The sequence below is a fragment of the Streptomyces sp. NPDC001781 genome, assembly GCF_053596035.1.
In genome coordinates this window covers 1-23,706 of record NZ_JBSFFI010000045.1, presented here as the reverse complement: position 1 = coordinate 23,706, position 23,706 = coordinate 1, and the positions used below count along the sequence as shown (strand labels likewise).

The window sequence follows — 23,706 nt, the reverse complement described above, 5'->3', positions numbered from 1 at the left end:
CCGTCCCGCGCAACCCATGGCCGCGTGCGACGGGCACGCGGCGGAAGGAGACAGCCATGTCCGTGTCCCCCGGCGGCATTCACGTTCTGCGGGCCCCGCTCGGGCCCGTGTGGCGTGACGCCAACATCCGGTCCGGGCCCTCCCTTGACAGCCCGGTACTCCGGGTCGTGCTGCCCGACCCGGCGGTCGACCACACCTGCGAGGGCTGGTCCGAGGGCGACGAGGTGGTGGAGGACCAGCACCCGGCCGGGGTGATCACCAGCTCCCTCTGGTTCCGGCTCGCGGACGGCGGCTGGTCCAGTGCCGTCAACTTCGAACCCGTCGCGGTGGCCGGGCTGGTGGCGCACGCCGTCGGCGTCGCCGCCCCCGGTCAACCCTCAGGCGTGTCATAGCAGTTCAAAAGAGGCGCCGACCGCGACGGGTGCGGAGGCGACGGACTCGGAGGTGTCGACCACGCAGGCGGCTCCGGTGAGCCAGGCCTCGGGCCGGTGGCCGCGGGCGGACCCGGCCGTCTCCAGCACGGCCGCGCCTGCGCCCTCTCCGACGGTGATGCCGTCGCGGTCGGCGTCGAAGGGCCGCGCGCCGTGCGGGCTGAGCGTCCTGACGACGTCCATGCTGGCGTACTCGTACCGGTTGAGCGCGCTGGCTCCGACGATCAGGGCGGTGCTGCCGAGACCGGACAGCAGCCCGTCGCGGGCGAAGGCGGCGGCGTACGGGGCGGACGCGCAGGCGTGCGAGTGGTGGACGGCGTGCGTTCGGCGGGCGTCGGCGCGGCAGGCGGTGAGCAGCGCCTCGGGGTGCGGGCCCGCGAAGTCGCCGTCCTGCTCACCGGCGGTGGTGCCGGGCGCAGGCGCCTGGGAGACGACGACGAGCAGCGAGCCGTCGGGCAGACCGGTGAGCCCGGCGCCGGCGAGGGCCTGGCGGGCGGCCGTCGCGAGGGCCTCCTTGCGCCGTCCGGCCGGGGCGGTGCAGTCACCGGGGGGTACGGCGACGACGCGGCTGCGGAAGTCGCCCTGCGGGCAGCCGTGTTCGCCGAAGGCCCGCCGTCCGTGCAGCAGTCCGCGCCAGAACGCGCCGGGGGTGGGGCCCAGCGGGCTGATCAGGCCGAGCCGGCCAGGGCCACGGCGGTCATGCGGCCACCGCTGTCGTGGCCGAGGCCCATGCCCGCAGGCGGGTGCGGTCGTGCTTGCCGCTGCCGGTGCGGGGCAGTGCGTCGAGGACGCGGACGGTGCGGGGGCGTGCGTGCGGGGGCAGGTGGCGCCGGCACGCCTCGGCGACGCGGCCGGCCACGGCCGCGTGGTCGGCGTCGGGGCTCTCGACGAAAGCCCATACGGCGTCGCCGCGGTCGCCGTGCCGGACGCCGACGACGGCGGCGTCCACGACGCCGGCCGCGGCCCGTACCGCGTCCTCGACGAGGGTGGGGGCGACGGTCTCGCCGTGCACCACGAGGATCTCCTTGATCCGGCCTTCCACCGTCAGCCAGCCGTCGGCCGTGACCGTGCCGGTGTCGCCGGTGCGCAGCCAGCCGTCGGCGGTGAACGCGCCTCGGTCGAGACCGCCGGTGGCCGGGGCGAGGTAGCCCAGCATCAGGCCGGGGCCCGCGATCTCGATCTCGCGCCGCGGCCCCGCGACGCGGGCCCGGACTCCGTCGAGGAGGCGCCCCACGGTGCCGGGCCGCAGGTCGCCCGGGGCGTTGAGGGCGACGTTGGGGCCGGCCTCGCTGAGTCCGTAGCCGTCGTGCAGCGGTGCCCCGGTGACCGCCAGGAAGTCGTCGTACAGGCCGGGGGTCAGCACGTCGCCGCCGCAGCCGCGGATCCGCAGGCCGGCCAGCAGCCGGGCGGACTCGCCGTTCCGGGCGGCCTCGGCGGCGAGCATCCGGTACATGGTGGGGACGCCGTCCAGGGAGGTGATGCCCTCGGTGGCGAGCCGGGTCAGCGTGCCGCGCAGGTGGAAACCCGACTCGGCGTACAGGTGGGCGCCGGTGGTGCGCCACACCCGCAGCACGCTGTGCCCGTAGGCGTGCCGCAGCGGCAGTGGGAGGAGCAGCCGGTCCTGCGCCGTGACGCCCATCCGTGCGGCGGTGGCGCGGCCCTGGTGGGCGAGGGCGCCGGCCGCGACGGCGACCGCCTTGGGGTCGCCCGAGCTGCCGGAGGTCCAGAAGACGGCCGCGGTGTCCTCGGGCAGGGCCAGCGGGCGGGCGCGCGCCACGACGAGGGGTTCGCCCGAGGCGGTGGCGTGGACGGCCGCGGCCGCGGCGATCCGCCGGGCGGGGGCCGCCCCGTCGAGGAGCAGCGGGGCGCCGGCGGCGTCGGCGGCGAGTGCGGTGACGACGGCGGTGAGCGGGTGGTCGGAGGCGAGTGCGGCGGCGCGGCCGGGCCCCGCTCCCGCCGCGGTGAGCCGGCGGGCGGTGCGGTCGACGAGCCGGGCCAAGTGCGCGGCCGGGACGTGCTGCCCGTCGACGGTCAGGCGCGGGGCCGCGGCCGCGCCGGGGCGGGCGGTCACGCGGCGGCTCCGGCGGCCGGGCCGGCGTCGAACAGCCGGCGGACGCCGACGGGGACGTCGTCGTCGCGGACCGGGACGGTGATGACGGTCGTCCGGCCCTCGGTGTGGGCCTTGGCCGCGTCGTCGAGGGCGGCGGCGAGTTCGGCGGTGGTGGTGCAGTGCGCGGTGAGACCGCCGAGGGCGCGGACGGCGGCGTCGGTGTGCGCGGGTGCGGTGAACCGGGTGAGGGTGTCGGGTGCGCCTTCCTCGGCGCGTACGAAGCGGGGCCAGCCGTAGCCGCGGTTGTCGAGCACCAGGACGGTCAGGCCGAGGTTCAGTTCGGTGGCCGTCGGCAGAGCGGCGAGGCCCATCTCGAAGGCGCCGTCGCCGCAGACCAGGACAGTGCGCCGGGTGCGGTCGGCGAGGGCGGCGCCGACGGCGGCCGGCAGACCGAAGCCGACCATCGTCTGCTCGCCGGGGGTGATGACCCGGGCGCCGTCGCCGACGGACACCACGGGGTGGTGGTAGCCCCACATGTCGTGCAGTCCGTTCTCCTGCACGAGGGTCGCCCCGCGGGTCACGGACTCCTGGAGCAGCCGCAGCGCCGTGGGCACGGTCAGGTCGGGGCCGTCCGCAGCGGTGTGGCGGGCGCGCATCCCGGCGCGTACGGCCGCGGTGTCGGCCCGGCGGGCGGCGCCGGCGGCGGTCACCGCGGGCGCCTCGGCGACGACGGCGTCGGCGAGCTGGCCGGCCACCAGGGCGGCGTCACCGAGCAGCGCCACCTCGGGTTCGGCCGCGGTGTGGAAGACGGCCGGGTCGACGTCGACGTGGATGAGCGTCTTGTCCTCGAGGCCGTCCCAGCCCATGCGAGCGGTCTCCTCCAGGCGGGAGCCGATCGCGAGGACGACGTCGGCCTCGCGGAGCAGCCGGTCCGCGGGGGGCGTGGTGTACAGGCCCACCAGGCCGCAGGCCAGCGGGTGTTCCTCGTCGACGAGGCCGCGTCCGGCGGCGGTGGTGAACAGCGGCGCGGCGAGCAGTTCCGTCAGCCGCCGTACGGCGGGGCCCGCGCCGGCGGGCTTGCAGCCGCCTCCGGCGACGACGACGGGCAGGCGGGCCCCGGCGAGGAGCCGGGCGGCGCGGCGTACCTCCTCGGTGTCGGCGGCGAAGCGCAGGCGGCGTACCGGCGGGGCGGGCCGCCGTTCGGGGGCGGGGGCGCGTAGCACCTCGTCGGCGATCTCCACCAGGACCACGCCGGGGCCGCCGTTGACGGCGAGGTGGACGGCCCGGCGCAGCGCCCAGGTCAGCTGCCGCGGGTCCTCGACGAGGAAGTCCCACTTCGTCAGCGGCCGGGCCATGGCCGCCTGGTCGGTGTGCTGGAAGCCGCCGCGGCCGATGCCGAGGGCGGGTACGCGGGTGGTGACGACGACGACGGGGGCGCCCAGTGAGGAGGCCTCCAGCAGGCCGGTGAGGGCGTTGGCGAAGCTCGGTCCGGAGTTGACGGCGAGGACGGCGGGCCGGCCGGAGACGGCCGCGTGGCCGATGGCGGCGCAGGCGCCGGCCCGCTGGTCGCGCACGCCCAGGACGCGCAGTCCGGGGGTGGTGCGCGCGGCGTCCATCAGTCCGGGTTCGTCGGAGGGCAGCCCGACGACGAGGTCGCATCCGGCGTCCGCGAGGGTGCCGGCGACGACGTGCCAGGGGTGCTGTTCGGGGGTCGCGCTCACTTCTGCTCCTCGGCGGGATCGTAAGGGCACGGACGGAGGTGGGCGCGCTGGACGGCGCTGCGGCGGCGGGTGTCCGGATCGAGCCCGGCGGCGTTTGCAGGTGCGGGAGTTCCGAAGGGCGACGGCGGTGCGCCGTCGGGTCGCGGGGGTGGTGCGGTGGCGCGGCGGACGCGGGCGGCCACGGCCCGGAAGGCGCCCGTGCCGGGGCGCCGCAGGACCTCGCAGAGGTAGACGGCGGGGGCCCGGCCGGCGGCCGGGGCTCGGGCGAAGCGGAGGGCGGCGGTGCCGTCGCCGTCGGGTTCGGCGATGACGTAGCCGGGTACGCGCCAGCCGGTGAGTTCGGTGAACCGGCGCAGCAGACCGGACGGTTCGAGGCCGACGGAGTCGGCCGGGCGCAGGCGGCGGGCGGGGTCGTCGCAGCGGGCGGCGAAGGAGCCGGCGGCGTGGACGCCGTAGTCCCCGGCGGAGAGGACGACCGGCACCCGCGCCCCGGCGGCCGCGCCCTGGTGCAGCGCGGCGAGCGCCTCGCCGACCGCGTCGACGGCCTCCGGATCGGCGGCCAGCCGCCGGGCCCCGGTGGCGCGCGGCGGATGCGGATCTCCGGCGGCCCGCCCGCTGACGACCGGGGGGTCCACGACGACACGCGCCGGGGCGGCCGGCGGGAACGGTACGGCGCTGCCCCGGGTCACGGACGCGGTGGGTGCGGCAGGCTCCCGGACCGCGGCCGGTACGACGCGTTCCCGGGCCGCCGGCGGGGCCGGGGCCGCGCTCACCGCCCGGTTCCGGCGGCGGCCTCGGCGGACAGCAGCAGGGGGCGCCCGGTGGCCGTGCCGTCGCGGTGCACGCTGCCGGCGAGGGGGCCGTAACCGCCGAAGGGCCGGTTGCCGTCCTCCGCGTCGAAGGCGATGCGCTCCTCGCAGACGGCGCTGGTCGCGATGCGTGTGGCGCCCGTGAGGGCGGGCTCTCCGAAGACGGAGACGTACATGCCGCGCGCCCGCTCCTCGGCGGAGTGCAGCCACCGGGTGATCTGCCGGGGGTCGTCGTAGTCCATGGTGAGCACGACGGGCGAGAAGAACTCGGGCGGGTGGAAGGCGTCCTGCCAGGGCAGGTGCAGCAGGGTCGGCTCGACGACTCCGCCGGTGAGGTCGACCCGGCCGCCGTGGACGGTGAACTCGCGGTAAGCGGAGAGGAATTCCGCCGCGCCCTGCACGGCGTCCGGATAGACCAGCGGCGCCACCCGGGTGGCGCCGTCGCCGCGCTCGCCCACGCGGATCGCGGCGAGCGCTCCGGCGAGCCGGGGTACGACCTCGCGGACGAGCGAGCGGTGGACGAAGACGATGTCGGTGCACAGGCAGTCCTGGCCCGAGTTGTACAGCCGGGCGTCGAGCACGGTACGGCAGACCGCGTCGGGGTCCGCCCGGGGGCCGGCGACGAGCGGGTTGGGCCCGGAGCCGAAGGTGAGCAGTAGCGCGTCGCCGGGCAGTTCGGCTGCGACCGCGCGGCCGTTGTCCGGCTGCCCGGTGAAGACGACGGCGTCGGAGCGGGCGCAGTCGGCGAGGAACCGCTTCTGCGAGACCGGTTCCATGACGATCCGTCCGGCGCCCGTGCCACGCAGATGGGGGCCGAGGATCTCGTGGACGGCCATGGCCGCCGGCGCGACCCGTGCGGAGGGCCGGATGCGGACCTCGTCGGTGTACAGCGAGGGGATGACGCCGAACAGGACGTAGGAGTAGAGCAGGTTGTTCGACGGCAGGAAGGTCGCGAGCCGGCCGAGCCGGCGCGGCGCATTGCGCAGCAGCTCCCACGGTGCGCCGGAGAGAGCGCGCAACGAGCGGAAGAGTTCGTCGTTCGCGGCCTGGGCGGTGGCCACGCGGGTGAGGACGCCGTGCAATTCGTCCCGGTGCCGCAGGAGTGTGTCGACGAATCGAGGGACGACCGCGTCGGCCACGGCCGCGAACGGCCTCGGCGGGACCGCCGGCCGGCCGTTCGATCTCATGGTCGACGACGTGTCGCGCCCCGCCTCGATGACGCTGCTGTGCATGCGCGTACCCCCTTGCACCTGCCCGTGACCTTCGGGCTCGATCAGGAAGCGTCTCCCGCCCGGACGGCCTCGCGCATCTCGGTTCATGCGCTTTTCAGAGAGGGCGGACCCACTGAGCATTCTCGGAGAACGACCGCGGGTCAGCGGCCACTAGCATTCACGACTACACCGGGTGCACAGCCCGTGGCGCCGAATTCCGTCGTTTACGCAAGAGTCTCGAAAATATTCTGTGAAGGGGAAGGAGAAACGCTTTGTCCGCCCATGAATTTCGTTTCAGCGTTTTCCTCTCCACGGTTTTTCTTGATGCGGGGATTCTGCTCGCCCATGGACCGCGCCAGCAGCGGATCGTGCTGGACGCGGCGTGGGAGCGCTGCGTGCGTGACCTGTCGGGCGTGGTGTTCGGGCCGGAGGCGTTCGCGGATCTCGCTCCGAACCGTGCGGCCGCCCCGGGTGTCCTGCAGGCGCTGCGGGAGCGGCACCTGATCGTGCCGGCGGGCCGCGACGAGGAGGCCGCGCTGCGGGCCTCGTTCACGGACCGGCCGGAGAGCTCCGGCCATGACCCGGCGGCAGCCGCTGCCGGGTCGTGGCCGGTCACCCGCTACGGGCTGCCGCCACGCCTGTCCGACGCCGCCGCCTCCGCCGCGGGGGCCGGGGAGGCGGTGCGGGTGCTGCTGATCGGCGGCTGCGTCACCCAGTTCACCGAGGAGCCGCTGCACGCCCTGGGCCGCGAACCGGGTCTCGACGTGCGCACCGAGCACGTGTGGCCGGGGCCCTCGGCGGGTCTCGCCCGTGCGGTGCGACGGTCGCGTCCCGATGTCACGGTCCACCAGCCCGGTGTCCAGCCGTTCCCGACGTTCGGCGGCCGCAGGACGACCCGATGCTGCGCCGGCCGGACATCTCGGCCGCCCGCCGTGAGCTGGGCTGGGCTGGGCGCCCGGGACCGCGCTCGCGGACGGTCTCACGCGCACCGTCGCCTGGTTCCGGGAGGCCTCCGCGCACGGTGCCCTCTCCCTTCCCGACTTCGTCCGCTCCCGGCCCGTGCCGGCGCAACCGACCCGGCGCCGGCGACCCGCAAGCTCCGGCCCGACCGCTGGACCCGACTCCCCCAGGAAGGGGGATGCGATCCATGACCCAACAGAAACGCTTCGCCGTCAGACGGCCGAGTGAGGTACCGCTTGACCGCCTGGTCGACCTGGTACGCGCCTACGAGGAACACACCACGGGAGTGGCCGCCTGCACCCGGGAGGACATCCTCCTGGAGACCGGCCACCCCGGTTACGAGGACAACAGCTGGTGCCTGACCGGCCCCGACGGCCAGGTGTTCGCCTGGGCGGCGCTGACGCCGCGCGGCGACACCCTGGACGCCGCGCTGACCGTACGGCCCGGTCGGCACGCCGAGAGCGCGGCCCGCACCCTGCTGGCCCGGCTCCTGGACCGGGCGGACGAACTCACCGCCCAGCAGGGCGTGCGGTACGCCCTCACCGTCGGTGGCGTGCCGGGCGGTGACGACGTGGTTCCGTCGGTGCTTCAGGAGGCGGGGTTCAGCCCCGGTGCCACCACGGGCCAGTACACGATCGACCTGACGCTGCCGCCGCTGCCGCCCGTGCTCCCCGACGGGGGAAGCATCCGGCAGGCCGGCCCGGACGATCTCGCCGCCCTGCACACGATCCATCTGACCAGCCGGGCCAGGGGTCCCAAGACCGTGGACGCGGGCCTCTTCGACGCCCGCACGCGGCGGTTGCTCGGCTCAGGCGGTGCCGTACTGCTGCTGGAGGTCACCGGCCGTCCGACCGGCTACGTCCTGACCCAGGCAGCCGAAAGCAAGGAGGGCCGTGTGCTGGAACTCGCGGTCGCGCCGGCGTACCGCGGACTGGGCATCGGGTACGCCCTGCTCACCGCGGCACTCGCCGAACTGCGGGCCCTGGGCGCGGCGCGCGCCCGGGTCCTGCTGGACACGGGTGACCTGCATGACCCCGAGGCGCTCGGGCGCGTCCTCACCGTCCAGGCAGCACGGACCGTCACCCGTTTCCACCTCGACGACTGACCCGGCTCACGCCCGGAAACCGGGCCGCGTGCCGCGCACGGTCGTGCACGACGGGGACGGTGCTCCCGACCGAGTCCGTCCCGACGTCTGACCGCAACGATACCGATCCGCCCGCGCCATCGAAGCACTCGCCGGACGTTCGGCGCTTCTTTGTGAAGTCCCCGCCGTATCCGGTTCCGTGAAGCCCCGCCCCGCCCGGCCCACCGGCCCCCCGTATCCGAACGGAGCCCCTGATGAACCGCACCGCCGCGTCCCGGCGCCTGCTGATGGTGATGCCCTACAGCCAGTTCGTCCGCAAGGCCGCCGAGGCCGGCTTCGAGGTCTGGGCCATCTGGGACCCCTCCCTGCGCGAGCAGGCGTACCTCGACGAAGTCGCCGCACACGCACAGGAGTTGCTGCTGACCGACTTCGGTGACGAGGCCGGCCTGCGCACCCTGATCGCCGAGACGGTCCGCGCCCACGGCATCGGCACCGTGCTGCACCTCGGCGCGGAGGAGTCGATGCCACCGGCCCTCGCGGAGGCCGAGGCCCTCGGGGTGTCCCCCAACCCGGCCGCCGCGGTCCGCGCCCTCAACGACAAGGCCGCGATGCGGGCGCTGCTCGCCGCGCAGGGCCTGTCGCCGGTGCGCTCGAGGACGGCCGGGACCGCCGAGGAGGCCGCCGCAGCGGTGGCCGGGCTGCCGCTGCCCGTCGTGGTCAAGCCGGCCCGCGCCTCCGGCAGCCGCGGCATCGCGCTGATCCGCGACGCCGACGACCTTGGCGAGTGGACCGCCCGCGTCACCGAGGCCGGCCTCGCCGGCCCCTACCTGGTCGAGGAGTACCTCGAAGGCCCCGAGTACAGCGTGGAGACCCTGTCCGCCGACGGCGAGCACCATGTCATCGGCATCACCGCGAAGCAGACGACGGGCGCGCCCTTCTTCGTCGAGACCGCGCACCTCCACCCCGCTCCGCTCGGGCCTGACGAGCGGGCCGTCCTGCACGCGGTCGTCATCGGGCTGCTCGACCTGGCCGGCTACCGCTTCGGGCCCGCCCACACCGAGGTCGTCCTGACCGCGCACGGCCCGCGCATCGTGGAGTCGCAGACCCGGCTGGGCGGCGACCGCATCCCGCTGCTCATCGAGACCGCGTCCGACTACGACATCGAGGCCGCGATCTTCCGGACCCTGGCCGGAGCCCCCGTGGAGCCGCCGGCGCCGCGGCACACCGCCTCCGTCGGCTTCTTCCTCCTGCCCGCCGGGCGGCTGGAGTCCGTCACGGGGCTCGACGCCATCCGCGCGCTGCCCTTCGTGCACGTGCTGCACTTCCCCTTCCGGCCGGGCGACGAACTGCCGCCCACCACCAACTCCGCCACCCGTCACGGCTACGTCGTCGTCGACGCCGAGTCGCCCGCCGAGGCCCGGGCTCGCATCGCCCGTGTCCGCGGACTGCTGCACGCGGACGTCCGCGAAGCAGCCCCCACCACCACCCCGAAGGGAGCCCTTCGATGAGCACCCGCAAGACCGTGCTGCTGATCGGCGGCGTCGACGCCCACGTGGACCGCTTCACCGCGCTCGGCGTCAGGGTCGTCCTGATCCAGCACCCCGACAAGGTCACCGAGCACCAGATGCGCGCCGTCGACGTCCTGCTCGTCGTCGACTACACCGACTGGGACACCGTGCGGCCGTACGCCGAGGCGGCGCGCGCCGTCCACGGCGTGGACGCCGTGGTCTCGCTCACCGAGCCCGGCCTGAACCCGGCGAGCCGCCTCGGCGACCTGTTCGGGCTGACCGACGGCCGCCGGCACGAGGTGAGCCGCCGGATGCGCGACAAGTGGCTGATGCGCCGCCGTCTCGCCGAGCGGGGCCTGCCGGCGCCGCACACCGCCCAGGTGTCCGACCGGGCCTCGCTCGACACCTTCGGCGAGCGGGCCGGGTATCCCTTCATCGTCAAACCGGTCTCCACCACGGCCGGGTTCGGTCTGCTGCGGGCCGAGAGCCCGCAGGACCTGGACCGGGTGTGGGCACGCGTGCGGGAGCTGGACGGCGGCCGCACGGACCGCGGGTCGACCATGTTCACCGTCGACGGCTTCCTGATGGAGTCCTACATCGACGGCCCCGAGTTCAGCGTCGAGGCGTTCAGCTTCGCCGGCCGGCACGTCGTCGTCGCCGTCACCGAGAAGCTGACCGCCGAGGAGCACTTCGCGGAGCTCGGGCACGCGGTGCCCGCCCGGCTCTCCGGCGCCGACCGGCAGCGGCTGACCGGCGCGGTGGAGGAGTTCCTGACCGCCATGGGCCTCACCGACGGTCCCAGCCACACCGAGATCCGGCTGTCCTCGCGCGGGCCGGTGGTCATCGAGTCCCACAACCGGCTCGGCGGCGGTCACATCGTCGACCTCGTCGAGGCGGCGTACGGCATCGACATGATCGCCTACGGCGCCGCGTGGCCTCTCGGGCTCGTCGAGCCGCTCGCCGCGCCACCGGAGCCGAAGGCTGCGGCCGCCATGCGGGCCGTGGTCCGCGAGCCGGGCACCGTCACCGCGGTGAGCGGCGTGGAGCAGGTCCGGGCCCGGCCGGACGTGCTGGCCGCTCAGGTCTCCGTGCGTCCGGGCGACACCGTACGGCCGCTGGGCGACAACTGGGATCGTCTCGGCAGCGTCGTCGTCACCGCCGCCGACACCGACAGTGCGGTGGAGCTGTGCGAGCGCCTGGTGCGCCAGGAGATCCGTATTCGCGTCGAGCCCGCGGCGGCACCCGTGCCGGCCCGGGCCGCCTGAGCGGCGAGCCTCGCCGGAAGGAGTCGACCGCATGTCCGAAGAACTCCCGCTGCTGCGCACCCTCGGCGAGGATCTCGCCGTCGTCGTCGCCCGTGACCCGTCGCTGTCCAGCCGTCTGCAAGCCGTCGGCCACACCGGGCTGTCCGCCGTGTGGACGCACCGGATGGCGCACCGGCTGTACCGGCGGCGGCTGCGGACGGCGGCGAGCCTGCTCGCGCGGATCGCCCGCCGCCGCACCGGTGTCGAGATCCACCCCGGTGCGGTCCTGGGCCGCCGTGTCTTCATCGACCACGGCGCGTCCGTGGTGATCGGGCAGACCGCCGTCGTCGGCGACGACGTGACCATCTACCAGCAGGTGACGCTGGGTGCGGTGGGGTGGTGGACCGACAACGACCGCCCGCCGGGCGCCCGCCGGCACCCCGTCGTCGGCGACGGGGTGATACTCGGCGCGAACGCGACCGTGCTGGGTCCCGTGACCATCGGCGACCGGGCCCTGATCGGCGCGATGGCCACCGTCACCGAGGATCTGCCGCCCGGGGCCCGGGTGTACGCCCCGCGCTCCGTCGTCCTTCCTGGCCCCGGCCTGCGACCGGTACCGGACACCGCGGCCGGCACCGCCCGGGGCCCCGCCGCCGCCGACGGGCCCGGCACCGCGCCCGGCACCGCCTCCGACGCCGTACGGCTGCTCGCCTCGGCAGGTTCCTGGTGACCGTACGCCGCACCCCACCCCCACCCCTCTCCCCTCCCTCTCCAGGAGTCGGTCCATGACCACCGCCCTGCCCCCGGCGACCGCCACCCGGCGCGTCGCCGCAGACCTCGAAGAACTCATCGGACACACACCGCTGGTCCGCCTCGCCGTCCCCGGCGCCGCCCCCGGCACCGAGGTCCTCGCCAAGCTGGAGTCCGCCAACCCCTTCGCCAGCAGCAAGGACCGCGCCGCCCTCGCCATGCTCAGCGGCGCCGAGCTGCGCGGCGATCTCGGGCCCGGCGGCACTGTGGTGGAGTCCACCTCCGGAAACACCGGCATCGCCCTGGCCGCGCTGAGTGCCCGGCGCGGCTACCGCTGTGTCGTCGTCCTGCCCGACAGCGCCACGCCCGAGCGCATCGGGCTGCTGACGGCGCTCGGCGCACGGGTGGTACGGACGCCCAGCGACGAGGGGTTCGCCGGCGCCATCGCCAAGGCCGAGGAGATCCAGGCCGCCACCCCCGGCTCCTGGTACGTCCGCCAGCACGAGAACCCCGACAACGTCCGGGCCCACTACGAGAGCACCGGGCCCGAAATCTGGGCGGACACCGGCGGCCGGGTGGACGTCCTGGTCGCGGGCGTCGGCACCGGCGGCACCCTCACCGGTGCCGGCCGCTACCTGAGGGAACGCAATCCCGCACTGGAGGTCGTCGCCGTGGAGCCGGAGGGCTCGCCCGTCCTCTCCCGCGGCCACGCCGGCACCCACCGTATCCCCGGTCTGAACGGCGGCTTCGTCTCCCCCACCACCGACGTCTCGCTCATCGACCGGGTGCTCACCTGCTCCGACGAGGCGGCCCTCACCACCGCTCGCGCGCTCACCCGGGAGCAGGCCGTGTTCGCCGGGCTCTCCTCCGGTGCCGCCGTGCACGCGGCATCTCTGCTGGCCCGGGACCCCGCCTACGCGGGCCGGACCATCGTCACCGTGCTGCCCGACACCGGGGAGCGGTACGTCAGCATCTGGAACGAAGGGACCTTCGCATGACCACGCTCGTCCTGCACCGCGGATCGCTGCGCGCCAACCCGTACGAGCGGTGGCTGGCCGACCACGGCGAGAAGCTCGTCCTGCTGGGCTCGGCCGAGCAGCTGGCCCTGTTCGGCGAGGAGCTCCCCGCCGGGGCGCCGTATCTGCACGCCGAGGTGCTCGACGACTACGACACCGGCCCGCACGTGCTCGAGCGGGCCGCCGAGCTCGTCGAGGAGTTCGGCGTCACCGACGTCGTCGCCTGCCAGGAGTTCGACATCGAGCGGGCGGCGGCCTTGCGCGAGCGCTACGGCCTGCCCGGCCAGCGGCCCGACACCGCGCGGGTGTACCGCGACAAGTGGGAGATGAAACAGGTCGCGGTGCGGGCCGGGATACCGGTCGCCGACCACGCGCTGCTGAGCTCAGCCGCGGACCTCGAAGCCTTCGCCGACCGGCACGGGTTCCCCGTCGTGATCAAGCCCCGCAAGGGTGTGCTGTCCATCGGTGTGGCCGTACTGCGCAGCCGGGAGGAACTGCGCGAGCGGCTGCAGGAGGTGGAGCTGCTCGCCCCGGACGGCACCCCGCAATGGCTGGCCGAGGCGTTCGTCGAGGGCTCCATGTGCCACATCGACGGCACGGTCCTGGACGGCCGGATCGCCACGCTGTGGCCCTCGCAGTACCAGTACGCCCTGGCCGACTTCCGGGACCGCAAGGGCCGGGTGGACATCGCCCTCGACGTCGCCGACCCGCTGGCCCGCCGGCTCGTCGCGTTCGGCGAGCGGGTGCTCCGGGCGTTCGGCGGGCCGGAGCACTTCGCCTTCCACATCGAGGTGTTCCACACCGCCGACGGCGAACTGGTGCTGTGCGAGGCGGCCTCCCGGGCGGGCGGTGCCGGCGTGCGGGACGTGCAGCGGGTGCTGTTCGGCTTCGACCCGATGGAGTACCCGGTCCGCCGCCAGCTCGGCCTGCCCGTGTCGGCCGGCGAGCGCCGGGACCCCGAACGCCTCGCCGGCCAGCTGCTGTTCACGAAGCGGCCCGGTGTGCTGCGGTCGCTGCCGGACCCCGCGGCCCTGCCGCCGGGCGTCGTGAAGTACACGACGTACGCCGAGGTGGGGCAGACCGTCCAGGACGCCACGCACTCCGGGGACTTCCTCGCCGCGTTCGTCGTCACCGGCGCGGACCGGGCCGAGACGGAGGCCCGGATCCGGGGCGCGGAGGCGTGGTTCAGGGCCGGTCTCGCCATCGGCTGACGGCGTCGTCAGCCCGTGCCGTGACGGCGCAGCACGGCGACCAGCCGGCCGGCCAGGACCACCGCGAGCGCGGCGATCACGACCTCGGACATCATGGCCGGGGTGTACTGCAACGGCCGAGCGTCCGACGCGGGGTAGAGGACGATGCCGACCACGGCGATGCCGAGCGCCGCGGCGAGCTGCTGCGTGGTCGCGAGGACACCGGCCCCGGCTCCTGCGTCCTTCGGTGGAACCCTGCTCATCACGGCACCGGTCAGCAGCGGGACGATCATGCCGTTGCCGAGGCCGTACACGGCCATGCCGGTGAGCAGTACGGCCATGAAGGCGCCGTCGGAGCCGGAAGCGGCGGCGGCCGGGGCCGCGGCGAGACCGAGGGCGATCAGAGCGGCGGCGAGGACGAGGACGCGCTCGCCGAGCCGCGTCCTCAGCGGGACGGCGAGCCGTGAGCCGACGGCTATGGCGACGGCGGCGGGGGTGAACGTCAGCCCTGCCTGGGCGGAGCTGAGCCCGGCCTCGTCCTGGAGATACAGGGCGAGGACGACGGCGAAGGGCACGCTGGCCATGTAGAGCAGGAAGTTGAGCAGGACCCCGTGCACGAAGACGGGTACGGAGAACAGGTCCACCGGCAGCAGCGCCCGCCGTCCCCGGCGCACTCTGGCGCGCTGGTTGCGGACGAACACGGCGGCAAGGGCGCATCCCGCCGCGCACAGCGCCAGACCCGTGGGCAGGAACGGCCACTGCCGGACGGCTGCGAGGGGCAGCAGGACCAGCGCCACGGACACCGCGCAGAGCACCGCGCCGGTCACGTCGGCCCCCTTCCCGGCCAGGGCCGGCCGGTCGGCGTCCAGAGCGGCGGGCAGCAGCAGGAAGACCGCCAGGCAGAGCGGTACGGCCACCAGGAAGACCGGGCGCCAGCCGAGACCGAACACGTCCCAGGCGGGCAGGGCGCCCCCGAGGATCTGGCCGAGCACCATGCCGAGGCTCATCGACACCGCGAACCAGGACAGCGCCCTGGGCTGCTCGGCGGGCGGGAACTGGGTCCGGATCAGGGCCAGTACCTGCGGCTGGAGGAGCGCCGCGGCCGCGCCCTGGGCGAGCCGGGCCGCGATGAGCGAGCCGGGTGACCAGGCGAGCGCGCAGGCCAGTGTGGTCAGCGCGAACACCGCGATGCCGACTCGGTACATGCGCCGCCGTCCGAAGAGGTCGCCGAGCCGGCCGCCGGTGATCAGCCCGAGTCCGTAGACCAGCCCGTAGCCGCCGACCACGGCCTGGAACTCGAACGGCGTCATACGGAACGACTGATTGACGGACGGCGCCGCGAGGTTGACGCAGAACTGGTCGAACAGCGACAGGAAGGGTCCGACCAGCAGGAGGAGCAGCGCCCACCAGCGGCGCGGGTTGGGCGGTGGCGGAGCAGTGCTGTGTCCACCATCGGCACGCTCGTGCCCCCCGAACCGTGCCACGGGCTGCCGGTCGACGAGTTCCGTCATGTGTGCCTGTCCCCTCCACGCGTGTCCCTGCGGGACATCCCAGGAGCAGCGCGGGGCGGCCGGCAAGCGGACATGGCGGAGTCGCCTCGGTTCACCGGGAGCCGTGAAGGCTTGCGCAACTCGCCGTGGACACGGCCCGGACCGGCCGCACATTCTGCCGACGCAAGCGGACGCAGAAAGGCTGTGCGATGAGAAGCGGTCGTTCGGCGATGCACCTGTCCTTCGAAAGCGGAGCAGGCCCTGACGAGGCCCGCTCCCTCGTACTGCGGTTCCTGAGCGGTGACGTCCACGTCGACCCGTACCCGGTGCTGAACCGCATCCGGGAGGCGGGCCCGGTATGGCTCGGTGACGACGTGGTCGTCCTGTCCTCGTACGCGCACTGCGCCGCCGCACTGCACGCGGCCGACCGCGCGCCTGCCCCTGTCGGCGCCTGCCCGGTCCCGGTGCCCCGGCCGCACCGTGCGCTGGACCGTGTTCTCGGCGCGGACGCGACGGCGGACCTCGCGCCCCTCGTGCGGTCCCTCGTCGACGACCGCCTGGACTCGGTGGCGGCCCGGGGCCGTCTGGAGGTGGTCAGCGACCTGGCGCACCCGGTGCCCATGGCCGTCCTGTCCCGTCTGCTGGGCCTGCCGGCCGCAGACACCCAGTGGCTGCACCGGCGGGTCACAGCGCTCGGCGCGACCTTCGAACTGCCCGTCACCGGCGCCGGGAAACCCGCGAGCCCGGCCGAGCGGCGCTGGGCCGAGGCCGAGCTGGAGACCTACCTCGCCGAGGCGGTCCGCAGCCGGCGGGGCCGGGCGGACGGGGACGACTTGCTGTCCCGGATGGTCCGGGCCGGCGAGCACGGGGATCGGCTCACCGACTCCGAGGCCGTGTCGGCCGGCCGGTTCCTGCTCGCCTCCGGGTACGAGACGACCGCCGCCCTCGTGTCGGCGTGCGTGCTGGCGCTGCTGCGGGCCCCGCACGAGATCGAGGCAGTGCGCCGCGACCCCTCGCGCGCATGGCGGCTGGTGGAGGAGACCCTCCGTGTCGACCCGCCCGTGCAGGTCGTCGAGCGCCTGGCCGGCACCGACCTCGACCTGTGCGGGACGCGCGTACCGCGCGGCACCGTGATGGTGCTGCTGCTCGCGGCGGCCCATCGCGACCCCGCGCTCACCCCGGACCCCGACGCGTTCGCACCGGATGGCGGCAGGCCGCACCTGGCGTTCGGAGCCGACCCGCACCACTGCCCCGGGGCGCCGCTGGCCCGGCTGATCGCGCGGACCGTGCTCGTGCGCTTCGCACAGCGCGTCGCCGGTGCGCGGTTCGCCCTCGGCAGCACCTCCTACCGGCCCACCGTCGCGCTGCGCGGTCTGCGGGCGCTGTGGGTGGACGCGGACGGTTTCGCCGCCCGGGACCTGCCCTGGCAGCCGGCCGGCGTCCCGGCGCCGGATCTTCGACCACCCGCCCATGCCGCGCACGACGCGGCGGGAAGGAAATCGTGACAGTCACGCACCCGGGCCTTACCCGGACGGCCGCCCTGGACTGCCTCTTCGTCAGGCCCGGCGACGACGGGAGGGCCCGAACCGCCGGCCGGCACGTGCTCGGCAGGGTGACCTACGGCCACGGCGGCAGGCCGCCCCAGTTGCACGACGGCGCCCCCCTGGCCCGGATTGCCATGGCCGCCCCGGACGACGAGCGCATCACCGAGGTGTGGACCACCGACCGGCCCGTGCGGCACGGCCGGGACGGAGGTCTGGTGTACGCCGAGGACGGCGAGCACTTCCTGTGCGCGGTACGCATCGAGGCGCAGGACGTCTACCGCGACACCGTGCGCGCGGTGTACGAGGCGGCGTTCACCCTCATGTGGCGGCTCGGCTACACCGAACTGCTGCGCATGTGGAACCTCGTGGGAGCCATCACCGGCCGCAACGGCGAGGGCATGGAGAACTACCAGGACTTCTGCGTGGGCCGCGCCCAGGCGTTCGAGTCCTGGTCGGAGCGGATCCCGGGCATGCCGGCAGCCACCGGCATCGGCTCCCTGCGCCCCGGCATCGACCTGTACTTCCTGGCCTGCCGGGACGGCCGGGCCCGGCACCTGGAGAATCCGCGCCAGACCCCGGCGCACCGGTACCCGGACCGGTACGGGCCGAAGTCGCCCAGTTTCGCCCGCGCCACCCTCCTGGAACCGGCGGACGGTTCCCGGCCCGTGCTCTACGTGTCGGGTACGGCCAGCATCATCGGCGACGACACCGTCCATCCCGGCGACGTCGAGCGGCAGTGCGCCGTCACCCTCGCCAACATCCAGGCTCTGGTGGCACCGGACAACCTGCGCCGGCACGGCCTGGCGGGCGGTTTCCGCCTGACGGACCTCGACTGCGTCAAGGTCTACGTCCGCGACGCCGAGAACCTGCCGGCGGTCCGCGCCCACTGTGCGAAAGCGCTGGGGGCAGGACCTGACATCGCCTTCTTCAACGTCGACGTGTGCCGCCCCGACCTGCTGGTGGAGATAGAAGGGATATGCCGATGACCAACTTCGTCCAGCGGCTTGAGGAGACCGCCCTGTCCCGGGGCTGGCTGGAGCGGCCCGCGTACCACGTCGATGACAGCGTGTACCGCTTCGAGGACGTGTACGCGGGCGGAGCCCGGGCCGCCGCTGCCTTCGTCTCGCGCGGGCTGGGCCGCGGCGACCGGATCCTGATCGCCCTGCCGGACGGCATCGAGTTCGTGTGGGCGTTCCTCGGTGCGCTGCGCATCGGGGCCGTGGCCGTACCGGTCAACTCCATGTTCCATCCGGAGGAGATGCGGCGCGCGGCGCTCGTCGCCGAGCCCGCGGCCGTCGTGGCCGAGGCCGCGTTCGCAGACCGGTTCACAGCGCCGGTGCTCACCCCCGACGCCCTGGACAGCGACGCCGTCGCGCCGCCCTGCGCGCTGGTCTCCGAGGACGCCCCGGCGTTCGCGGCGTTCACCTCCGGCACGACCGGCGGTCCCAAGCTGTGCTTCCACACCCATGGCGATCCGGAGGTCCTGGTGCGGGCGGCCGGCGGCGCGGTGGGGGTGAGCGCCGCCGACGTGAGCTACTCGGTGCCGCGCATGAACTTCGCCTACGGGCTCGGCAACTCACTCTTCTTTCCCCTGCTGACCGGTGGCGCCACCGTGCTCACCCCCCGGCGGCTCGCACCGGGCGACGCGCTGAGTGTCCTGGAGAAGCACGGCGTGAGCGTGTTCTACACCCAGCCCACCTTCTTCGCGCACATGCTGGGCCACCCCGACGCCGGGCGGGTGCTGGGCGGCCTGCGGGTGGCGGTGGTGGCCGGGGAGGTGCTGCACGAGTCCCTGGAGCAAAAGCTGCGCGACGTGCTCGGGCCGCGGCTGCTGAACGTGTACGGCACGACCGAGATCGGGCACGCGGTCCTGGCCAACGGCCCGGACCGCGTCAAGGAGTTCACTCTCGGACGGGTCCTGGCTCCGTACCGGCTGCGGATAGTCGACGAGGCCGGCCGACCGGTCCCGGCCGGTGTCGAGGGCCGGGTGGAGGTGTCGGGTCCGACCATCGGGCTACCGGTGCCGCGCGGCGGGGACACTCCCGTCCGGCTCGGAACGGACGCCTGGTTCACGACCAGTGACGCCGCCACGATGGACGCCGAGGGGTTCGTCCGGATCTACGGACGGCTCGACGACGTGGAGATCGTCGCCGGCATCAACGTCCACCCCTCGGAGACAGAGGACCGGCTGACGGCGCACCCGGCCGTCGAGGAGGCCGCGGTGTGCGCGGTGCGGCGCGGCACCGGTGTCTCGGTGCTGCACGCTTACGCCGTCCTGCGCGACGCGATGGACGGCCCAGCCGCCCAGGCGCTGCGTGCGGAGCTCCTCGACGCCTGCCGCGCATCGCTGACCTGGTACAAGGTGCCGCAGGACATCACCTTCGTCGCCGGGCTGCCCCGCAATCCGACCGGGAAGCTGCTGCGCCGCACCCTTCGCGTGCTGGCCGCCGAGGACGCCCTGAGCTGATCTCGGACGCGTCCGCGCTCCCCCTGTTCGTCCCACCTTTCCATCCCTTTCCCTCACCCCGCCTATGCCTGGAGTGAAAGCGTTGACCTCAGTCGAGACCTCCGCCGCCGCCGTCTCCTTCGACGGTCAGACCCTCACCATCGACGCCGTGAGGCGCATCGCCGAGGAAGGGGCACGGGCAGCCGTCGACCCCGAGGCGGTCACCAGGACCCTGCGCAGCCGGGCGATACTCGAGGAGCTGGCCGGGCAGAACGTCCCCATCTACGGCGTCACCACCGGGTACGGCGAGATGATCTACATGCAGGTCGACAAGTCGAAGGAGGTCGAGCTCCAGACCAACCTGGTGCGCAGTCACAGTGCGGGTGTGGGACCGCTGTTCGCGGAGGACGAGTCCCGGGCCATCGTGGCGGCCCGCCTCAACACCCTGGCCAAGGGGCACTCAGCGGTGCGCCCGGAGATCCTCGAACGCCTGGCCCTGTACCTGAACCGGGGCATCGTCCCGGCGATTCCGGAGATCGGCTCGCTGGGCGCCAGCGGTGACCTGGTGCCCCTGTCGCATCTGGCGAGCACGCTGATCGGCGAGGGGCACGTGCTCCGCGACGGCCGGCGGGTGGAGACGGCGACGGTGCTGGCCGAGGAGGGCATCGAGCCGCTGCGGCTGCGGTTCAAGGAGGGGCTCGCGCTGATCAACGGCACCTCGGCGATGACGGGTCTCGGCTCGCTGGTCGTGCAGCGCGCCCTGGCCCAGACCCGGCAGGCCGAGCTGGTCTCGGCCCTGCTCAACGACGTCCTGCGCGGTTCGGCCAGCCCGTTCCTCGCCGAAGGGCACGACGTGGCCCGCCCGCATCGCGGGCAGATCGACTCGGCCGCCAACCTGCGGGCCCTGCTGGCCGGCAGCCGGCTGATCGCTGAGCACGCGGAGCTGCGTCGGCAGGTCCAGGACGTCAAGGAGGACGGCCGGGACGTCCAGCGCACCGACACCTACCTCCAGAAGGCGTACACGCTGCGGGCCGTCCCGCAGATCCTCGGCGCGGTGCGCGACACCCTGTACCACGCGCAGGACAAGCTGGAGATCGAGCTCAACTCGGCCAACGACAACCCGCTGTTCTTCGAGGGCCAGGAGATCTTCCACGGAGCGAACTTCCACGGCCAGCCGATCGCCTTCGTCCTGGACTTCGTCACCATCGCTCTCACCCAGCTCGGCGTGCTCGCCGAGCGGCAGCTGAACCGGCTGCTGAACCGTCATCTCAGCTACGGCCTGCCCGAGTTCCTGGTGGCTTCGGATCCCGGTCTGAACTGCGGGTTCGCGGGCGCCCAGTACCCTGCGACGGCGCTGGTCGCGGAGAACCGGACGATCGGGCCGGCCTCCACCCAGTCGGTGCCCTCCAACGGCGACAACCAGGACGTGGTGAGCATGGGCCTGATCGCGGGCCGCAACGCCCGCCGGGTGCTGGGCAACAACAACCGCATCCTCGCCGTGGAGTTCCTCGCCGCCGCCCAGGCGGTCGACGTCTCACACCGCTACGACGATCTGAGTCCGGCCTCCCAGGCGACGTACGACGCGGTGCGAGCGCTGGTGCCCACGCTGGGCGTGGACCGGTACATGGCCGACGACATCGAGCTCGTCGCGGCCGCGCTTTCGCGCGGCGAGTTCCTGACCGCGCTCGGCAAGTACACCGGGATCGAGCTGCGCTCGCCGTCACGGGGTCAGTGGGAGCGTCAGGCGGCGAGGATCTTCTCCTCCGTGGACTCGGCGTCGGCCGCGGTGGCCTGCTCCTGGCCGATCGGCGGGATGTGCCGCATCAGCGCCACGAAGAACACGCCCGCGACGGTGATCAGGCCGGCGGCGACGGCGGCAACGATGTGGATGCCGCCGGTGAAGGCGGTACGGACCGGCTCCATCAGCGCGTCGGCCACCTGCCCGGGCAGGCCCTGCGAGGCGGCGGCGGCGCCGGAGACGCTGTCGCGTGCGGCGTCGGCCGCACCGGCGGGGACGCCGGCCGGGACCGTGGAGGCGATCTGGTCGCGGTAGACGGCGAGACCCAGGGTGCCCAGCGTCGCGACGCCGAGGGCGGCACCGAACTCGTTGCTGATCTGGGAGAGCGCGCCGGCCGAACCGGCCTTCTCCGGCGGGACGGTGCCGACGACCATATTGGTGCCGAGGGCGACCAGGGGCGCGCCGCAGAAGGAGAACACCGCGAAGCCGACGATCAGGGTGGCCGTACCCGAGTCGGCGCTCAGCTGGGAGAAGACCAGCAGCACGGTGACCACGCCGACCAGGCCCGCCCCGATGACGTAGGCGGGGCGCACCTTGCGGGCGATGATCGGGCAGACCATGAAGGAGACGGTGGCCGCCGCCATGCCCGGCAGCAGGCCGAGACCGGACTCGACGGGGCTCAGGCGCTGGGCGGCCTGGAAGTACTGGGTCATCAGGAGCATGACGGTGCCGCCGATGAGGCTGTAGGCGAGCAGGCCGAGCAGTGAGGCGTTGAAGCGGCCGTGGCGGAAGAGGGATACGTCGAGCAGCGGAGAGGTCAGCGCGCGCTGGCGGCGGACGAAGAGCGTGCCGAGCACCACACCGAGGACGATGGCGGCGACGGGCAGCGGGTGCCAGCCGTTGCGGGCCAGATCCTTGATGCCGTAGACGACCGGGATGGTGGTGCCGATGTTGAGGGCGACGCTCGGCAGGTCGATGCTGCCGGCCTCGGGGTTGGCGGACTCGGGCAGCACCTTCGGGCCGGTGACGAGCAGCAGGATCATCACCGGGACGCCCATGAGGAAGAGCGAGCCCCACCAGAAGTGCTCCAGCATGACGCCGCCGAGCATGGGGCCGATGATGGCGCCGAGGGTGAAGCAGCTGGCCCACATGCCGATGGCGGCGGCCCGCTGCTTCTCGTCCTTGAACATGGTGGCGATCAGCGCCAGCGTGGACGGGCTGATCGCGGCGCCGGCGATGCCGAGCAGCACCCGGGCGGCGATCAACATGCCGGGGCTGGTGGCGAACGCGGCGAGCAAGGACGCGACACCGAAGGCCGCGCCGCCCATCAGGAGGAGCTTGCGGCGGCCGATGCGGTCGCCGAGGGTGCCCATGGGCACCAGGAAGCCGGCGACCATGAAGCCGTAGATGTCCATGATCCACAGCTGCTGGTTGCTGTTCGCGCCGAGGTCCGCACTCAGGTGCGGCAGAGCGAGGAGCAGTACGAAAACGTCGAGGGCCACGAGCAGGGTGGGCAGGGCGAGGATTCCCAGCCCGATCCACTCCTTGCGCCCGGCCTTGGGAGCACCGCCTGCAGTCATCTGCCTGTTCTTCCCGTCGTCGTGAGTGGTGGGGGCGTCGGCGTCGCTGTCCGAGGACATGCGAGGCCCGCCCCCGAGCGTCCCCCTGGGGACGGGTGGACCGCATCTCGCAGAATGCCTTTCCGCAACGGGGTCCGAGTGGGTTTCATGAAGCAACCTCGAAGATGCCCGGGCTGATCATCGGCTCCTAATGTCATTGGCGGACACCGGGACACAGCCCCGAGAACGACCCCGATCCCGCGGTCCTCCTGTTTCCCCTCACATCTGACATGGAGTCAAAAGAACATGACCGTCAAGAACAAGCTCGGCCTCGCCACCCGTATCGCCGCCACCGCCGCCGTCGCCGCGGGTCTCGCCGTCGCCGTCCAGCCCTCGGCCATGGCCGCCTCGCCCGTCGTCTCGGTCTCGCCGACGACCGGCCTCACGGACGGCCAGCAGGTCACCCTCACCGCGTCCGGACTGACCCCGAACACGCTCTTCCACGTCGGTCAGTGCGCGTTCGTGGAGCCGACGAAGTACGGCTGTGACGCGACCACGTCGAAGGACGTCGTCTCCGACGCCCAGGGCAAGCTGAACACCACGCTGGTGGTGCACAGCTCCTTCCAGGCCGTGGTGTCGGCCGACGGGCAGATCTGGGGCAACGTCGACGCCAAGACCACCGCGACCCAGGTCGGCCTGGGCAGCGACACGGGTGAGGGCGGCGGCCAGGTGATCAGCTTCAAGTAGCCCGGTCCCCGCTCCCGCATCCCCCTCCGAAGCCCCCGGCACGCCGGCCGCCCGCCGGCCTGCCGGGGGCTCGTGCGTGTCCGGGGTGCAGGGCCGGAGACGACATGACGGTGCGGGGGCGCGGCGGGGCGGCCCCCGGACGGGGGAGCCGGAGGTCGCGCCAACGCCCCAAACGGACACTCAACCACCTTAAAAACAAAACAAAACC

General features: G+C 73.8%; 19 protein-coding genes and 1 pseudogene. 13 read left to right on the top strand and 7 right to left on the bottom strand.

The window, feature by feature from the left end:
- The first annotated feature begins 56 nt into the window (after positions 1–56).
- Positions 57–392 carry a hypothetical protein gene (locus ACWCV3_RS27455; protein WP_451229559.1) on the top strand — a complete coding sequence of 112 codons (336 nt, stop codon included), beginning with the start codon at positions 57–59 and terminating at the stop codon, positions 390–392.
- Here the strand turns inward: ACWCV3_RS27455 and ACWCV3_RS27450 are convergent.
- From ACWCV3_RS27450 to ACWCV3_RS27430, 5 genes are all read right to left on the bottom strand, one after another.
- Positions 387–788 (bottom strand): beta-ketoacyl synthase N-terminal-like domain-containing protein, encoded by a 402-nt coding sequence (locus tag ACWCV3_RS27450; RefSeq protein WP_451229592.1) that lies wholly within the window; start codon positions 786–788, stop codon positions 387–389. The two genes, ACWCV3_RS27455 and ACWCV3_RS27450, sit on opposite strands and share 6 nt — an antisense overlap.
- A 340-nt stretch (positions 789–1,128) precedes the next feature.
- Complete coding sequence (locus ACWCV3_RS27445; protein WP_451229557.1) at positions 1,129–2,502, bottom strand: class I adenylate-forming enzyme family protein; 1,374 nt, start codon at positions 2,500–2,502, stop codon at positions 1,129–1,131.
- Positions 2,499–4,202, bottom strand: coding sequence for a thiamine pyrophosphate-binding protein (locus ACWCV3_RS27440; protein ID WP_451229554.1), 1,704 nt, complete (start codon positions 4,200–4,202; stop codon positions 2,499–2,501). The genes ACWCV3_RS27445 and ACWCV3_RS27440 overlap by 4 nt, the downstream gene beginning before the upstream one ends.
- Positions 4,199–4,891 (bottom strand): hypothetical protein, encoded by a 693-nt coding sequence (locus ACWCV3_RS27435; RefSeq protein ID WP_451229551.1) that lies wholly within the window; start codon positions 4,889–4,891, stop codon positions 4,199–4,201. The genes ACWCV3_RS27440 and ACWCV3_RS27435 overlap by 4 nt, the downstream gene beginning before the upstream one ends.
- Before the next feature lie 80 nt (positions 4,892–4,971).
- Entirely contained in the window at positions 4,972–6,243 is a 1,272-nt protein-coding gene (locus ACWCV3_RS27430) for an aldehyde dehydrogenase family protein (RefSeq protein ID WP_451229548.1), read from the bottom strand.
- 251 nt (positions 6,244–6,494) lie between these two features.
- On the opposite strand from ACWCV3_RS27430, the gene ACWCV3_RS27425 reads away from it, so the two are divergent.
- From ACWCV3_RS27425 to ACWCV3_RS27395, 7 genes are all read left to right on the top strand, one after another.
- Entirely contained in the window at positions 6,495–7,373 is an 879-nt protein-coding gene (locus ACWCV3_RS27425) for a hypothetical protein (RefSeq protein ID WP_451229545.1), read from the top strand.
- Positions 7,370–8,287 carry an N-acetyltransferase family protein gene (locus tag ACWCV3_RS27420; protein ID WP_451229543.1) on the top strand — a complete coding sequence of 306 codons (918 nt, stop codon included), beginning with the start codon at positions 7,370–7,372 and terminating at the stop codon, positions 8,285–8,287. Before ACWCV3_RS27425 ends, ACWCV3_RS27420 begins: the two co-directional genes overlap by 4 nt.
- Positions 8,288–8,520: 233 nt before the next feature.
- A complete protein-coding gene (locus tag ACWCV3_RS27415; protein ID WP_451229540.1) occupies positions 8,521–9,774 on the top strand; it encodes an ATP-grasp domain-containing protein in 1,254 nt (417 codons plus the stop codon).
- Positions 9,771–11,039, top strand: a complete 1,269-nt coding sequence (locus tag ACWCV3_RS27410) for an ATP-grasp domain-containing protein (RefSeq protein WP_451229537.1) — start codon at positions 9,771–9,773, stop codon at positions 11,037–11,039. The genes ACWCV3_RS27415 and ACWCV3_RS27410 overlap by 4 nt, the downstream gene beginning before the upstream one ends.
- 31 nt (positions 11,040–11,070) lie before the next feature.
- Positions 11,071–11,748: a serine O-acetyltransferase EpsC gene (gene epsC / locus ACWCV3_RS27405; RefSeq protein ID WP_451229534.1), complete on the top strand. Its 678-nt coding sequence runs from the start codon at positions 11,071–11,073 to the stop codon at positions 11,746–11,748.
- A 55-nt stretch (positions 11,749–11,803) separates the two neighbouring features.
- On the top strand, positions 11,804–12,766 hold the full coding sequence (locus tag ACWCV3_RS27400) for a PLP-dependent cysteine synthase family protein (protein ID WP_451229531.1): 963 nt from the start codon (positions 11,804–11,806) through the stop codon (positions 12,764–12,766).
- Positions 12,763–13,995 carry an ATP-grasp domain-containing protein gene (locus tag ACWCV3_RS27395; RefSeq protein WP_451229528.1) on the top strand — a complete coding sequence of 411 codons (1,233 nt, stop codon included), beginning with the start codon at positions 12,763–12,765 and terminating at the stop codon, positions 13,993–13,995. Before ACWCV3_RS27400 ends, ACWCV3_RS27395 begins: the two co-directional genes overlap by 4 nt.
- 8 nt (positions 13,996–14,003) lie before the next feature.
- Here ACWCV3_RS27395 and ACWCV3_RS27390 read toward each other — a convergent pair whose 3' ends face one another.
- Entirely contained in the window at positions 14,004–15,485 is a 1,482-nt protein-coding gene (locus ACWCV3_RS27390; protein WP_451229525.1) for an MFS transporter, read from the bottom strand.
- Positions 15,486–15,673: 188 nt separating this feature from the next.
- Between ACWCV3_RS27390 and ACWCV3_RS27385 the strand changes: the two genes are divergently transcribed.
- The 4 genes and pseudogenes from ACWCV3_RS27385 to cmdF all read left to right on the top strand — a co-directional run.
- Entirely contained in the window at positions 15,674–16,969 is a 1,296-nt protein-coding gene (locus ACWCV3_RS27385) for a cytochrome P450 (RefSeq protein WP_451229522.1), read from the top strand.
- Complete coding sequence (locus ACWCV3_RS27380) at positions 16,966–17,994, top strand: FkbO/Hyg5 family chorismatase (protein WP_451229519.1); 1,029 nt, start codon at positions 16,966–16,968, stop codon at positions 17,992–17,994. The genes ACWCV3_RS27385 and ACWCV3_RS27380 overlap by 4 nt, the downstream gene beginning before the upstream one ends.
- The gene (locus tag ACWCV3_RS27375) at positions 17,991–19,475 is read left to right on the top strand and encodes a class I adenylate-forming enzyme family protein (RefSeq protein WP_451229516.1); all 1,485 of its coding nucleotides are present in this window, start codon (positions 17,991–17,993) and stop codon (positions 19,473–19,475) included. Before ACWCV3_RS27380 ends, ACWCV3_RS27375 begins: the two co-directional genes overlap by 4 nt.
- 82 nt (positions 19,476–19,557) lie before the next feature.
- Positions 19,558–21,168, top strand: a pseudogene (gene cmdF / locus ACWCV3_RS27370) (tyrosine 2,3-aminomutase); the annotation flags it as partial.
- 26 nt (positions 21,169–21,194) lie between these two features.
- On the opposite strand, the gene ACWCV3_RS27365 reads toward cmdF, so the two are convergent.
- The gene (locus ACWCV3_RS27365) at positions 21,195–22,772 is read right to left on the bottom strand and encodes an MFS transporter (RefSeq protein ID WP_451229589.1); all 1,578 of its coding nucleotides are present in this window, start codon (positions 22,770–22,772) and stop codon (positions 21,195–21,197) included.
- Positions 22,773–23,057: 285 nt separating this feature from the next.
- Between ACWCV3_RS27365 and ACWCV3_RS27360 the strand changes: the two genes are divergently transcribed.
- Positions 23,058–23,498: an enediyne antibiotic chromoprotein gene (locus ACWCV3_RS27360; protein WP_451229513.1), complete on the top strand. Its 441-nt coding sequence runs from the start codon at positions 23,058–23,060 to the stop codon at positions 23,496–23,498.
- Positions 23,499–23,706 lie beyond the last annotated feature (208 nt).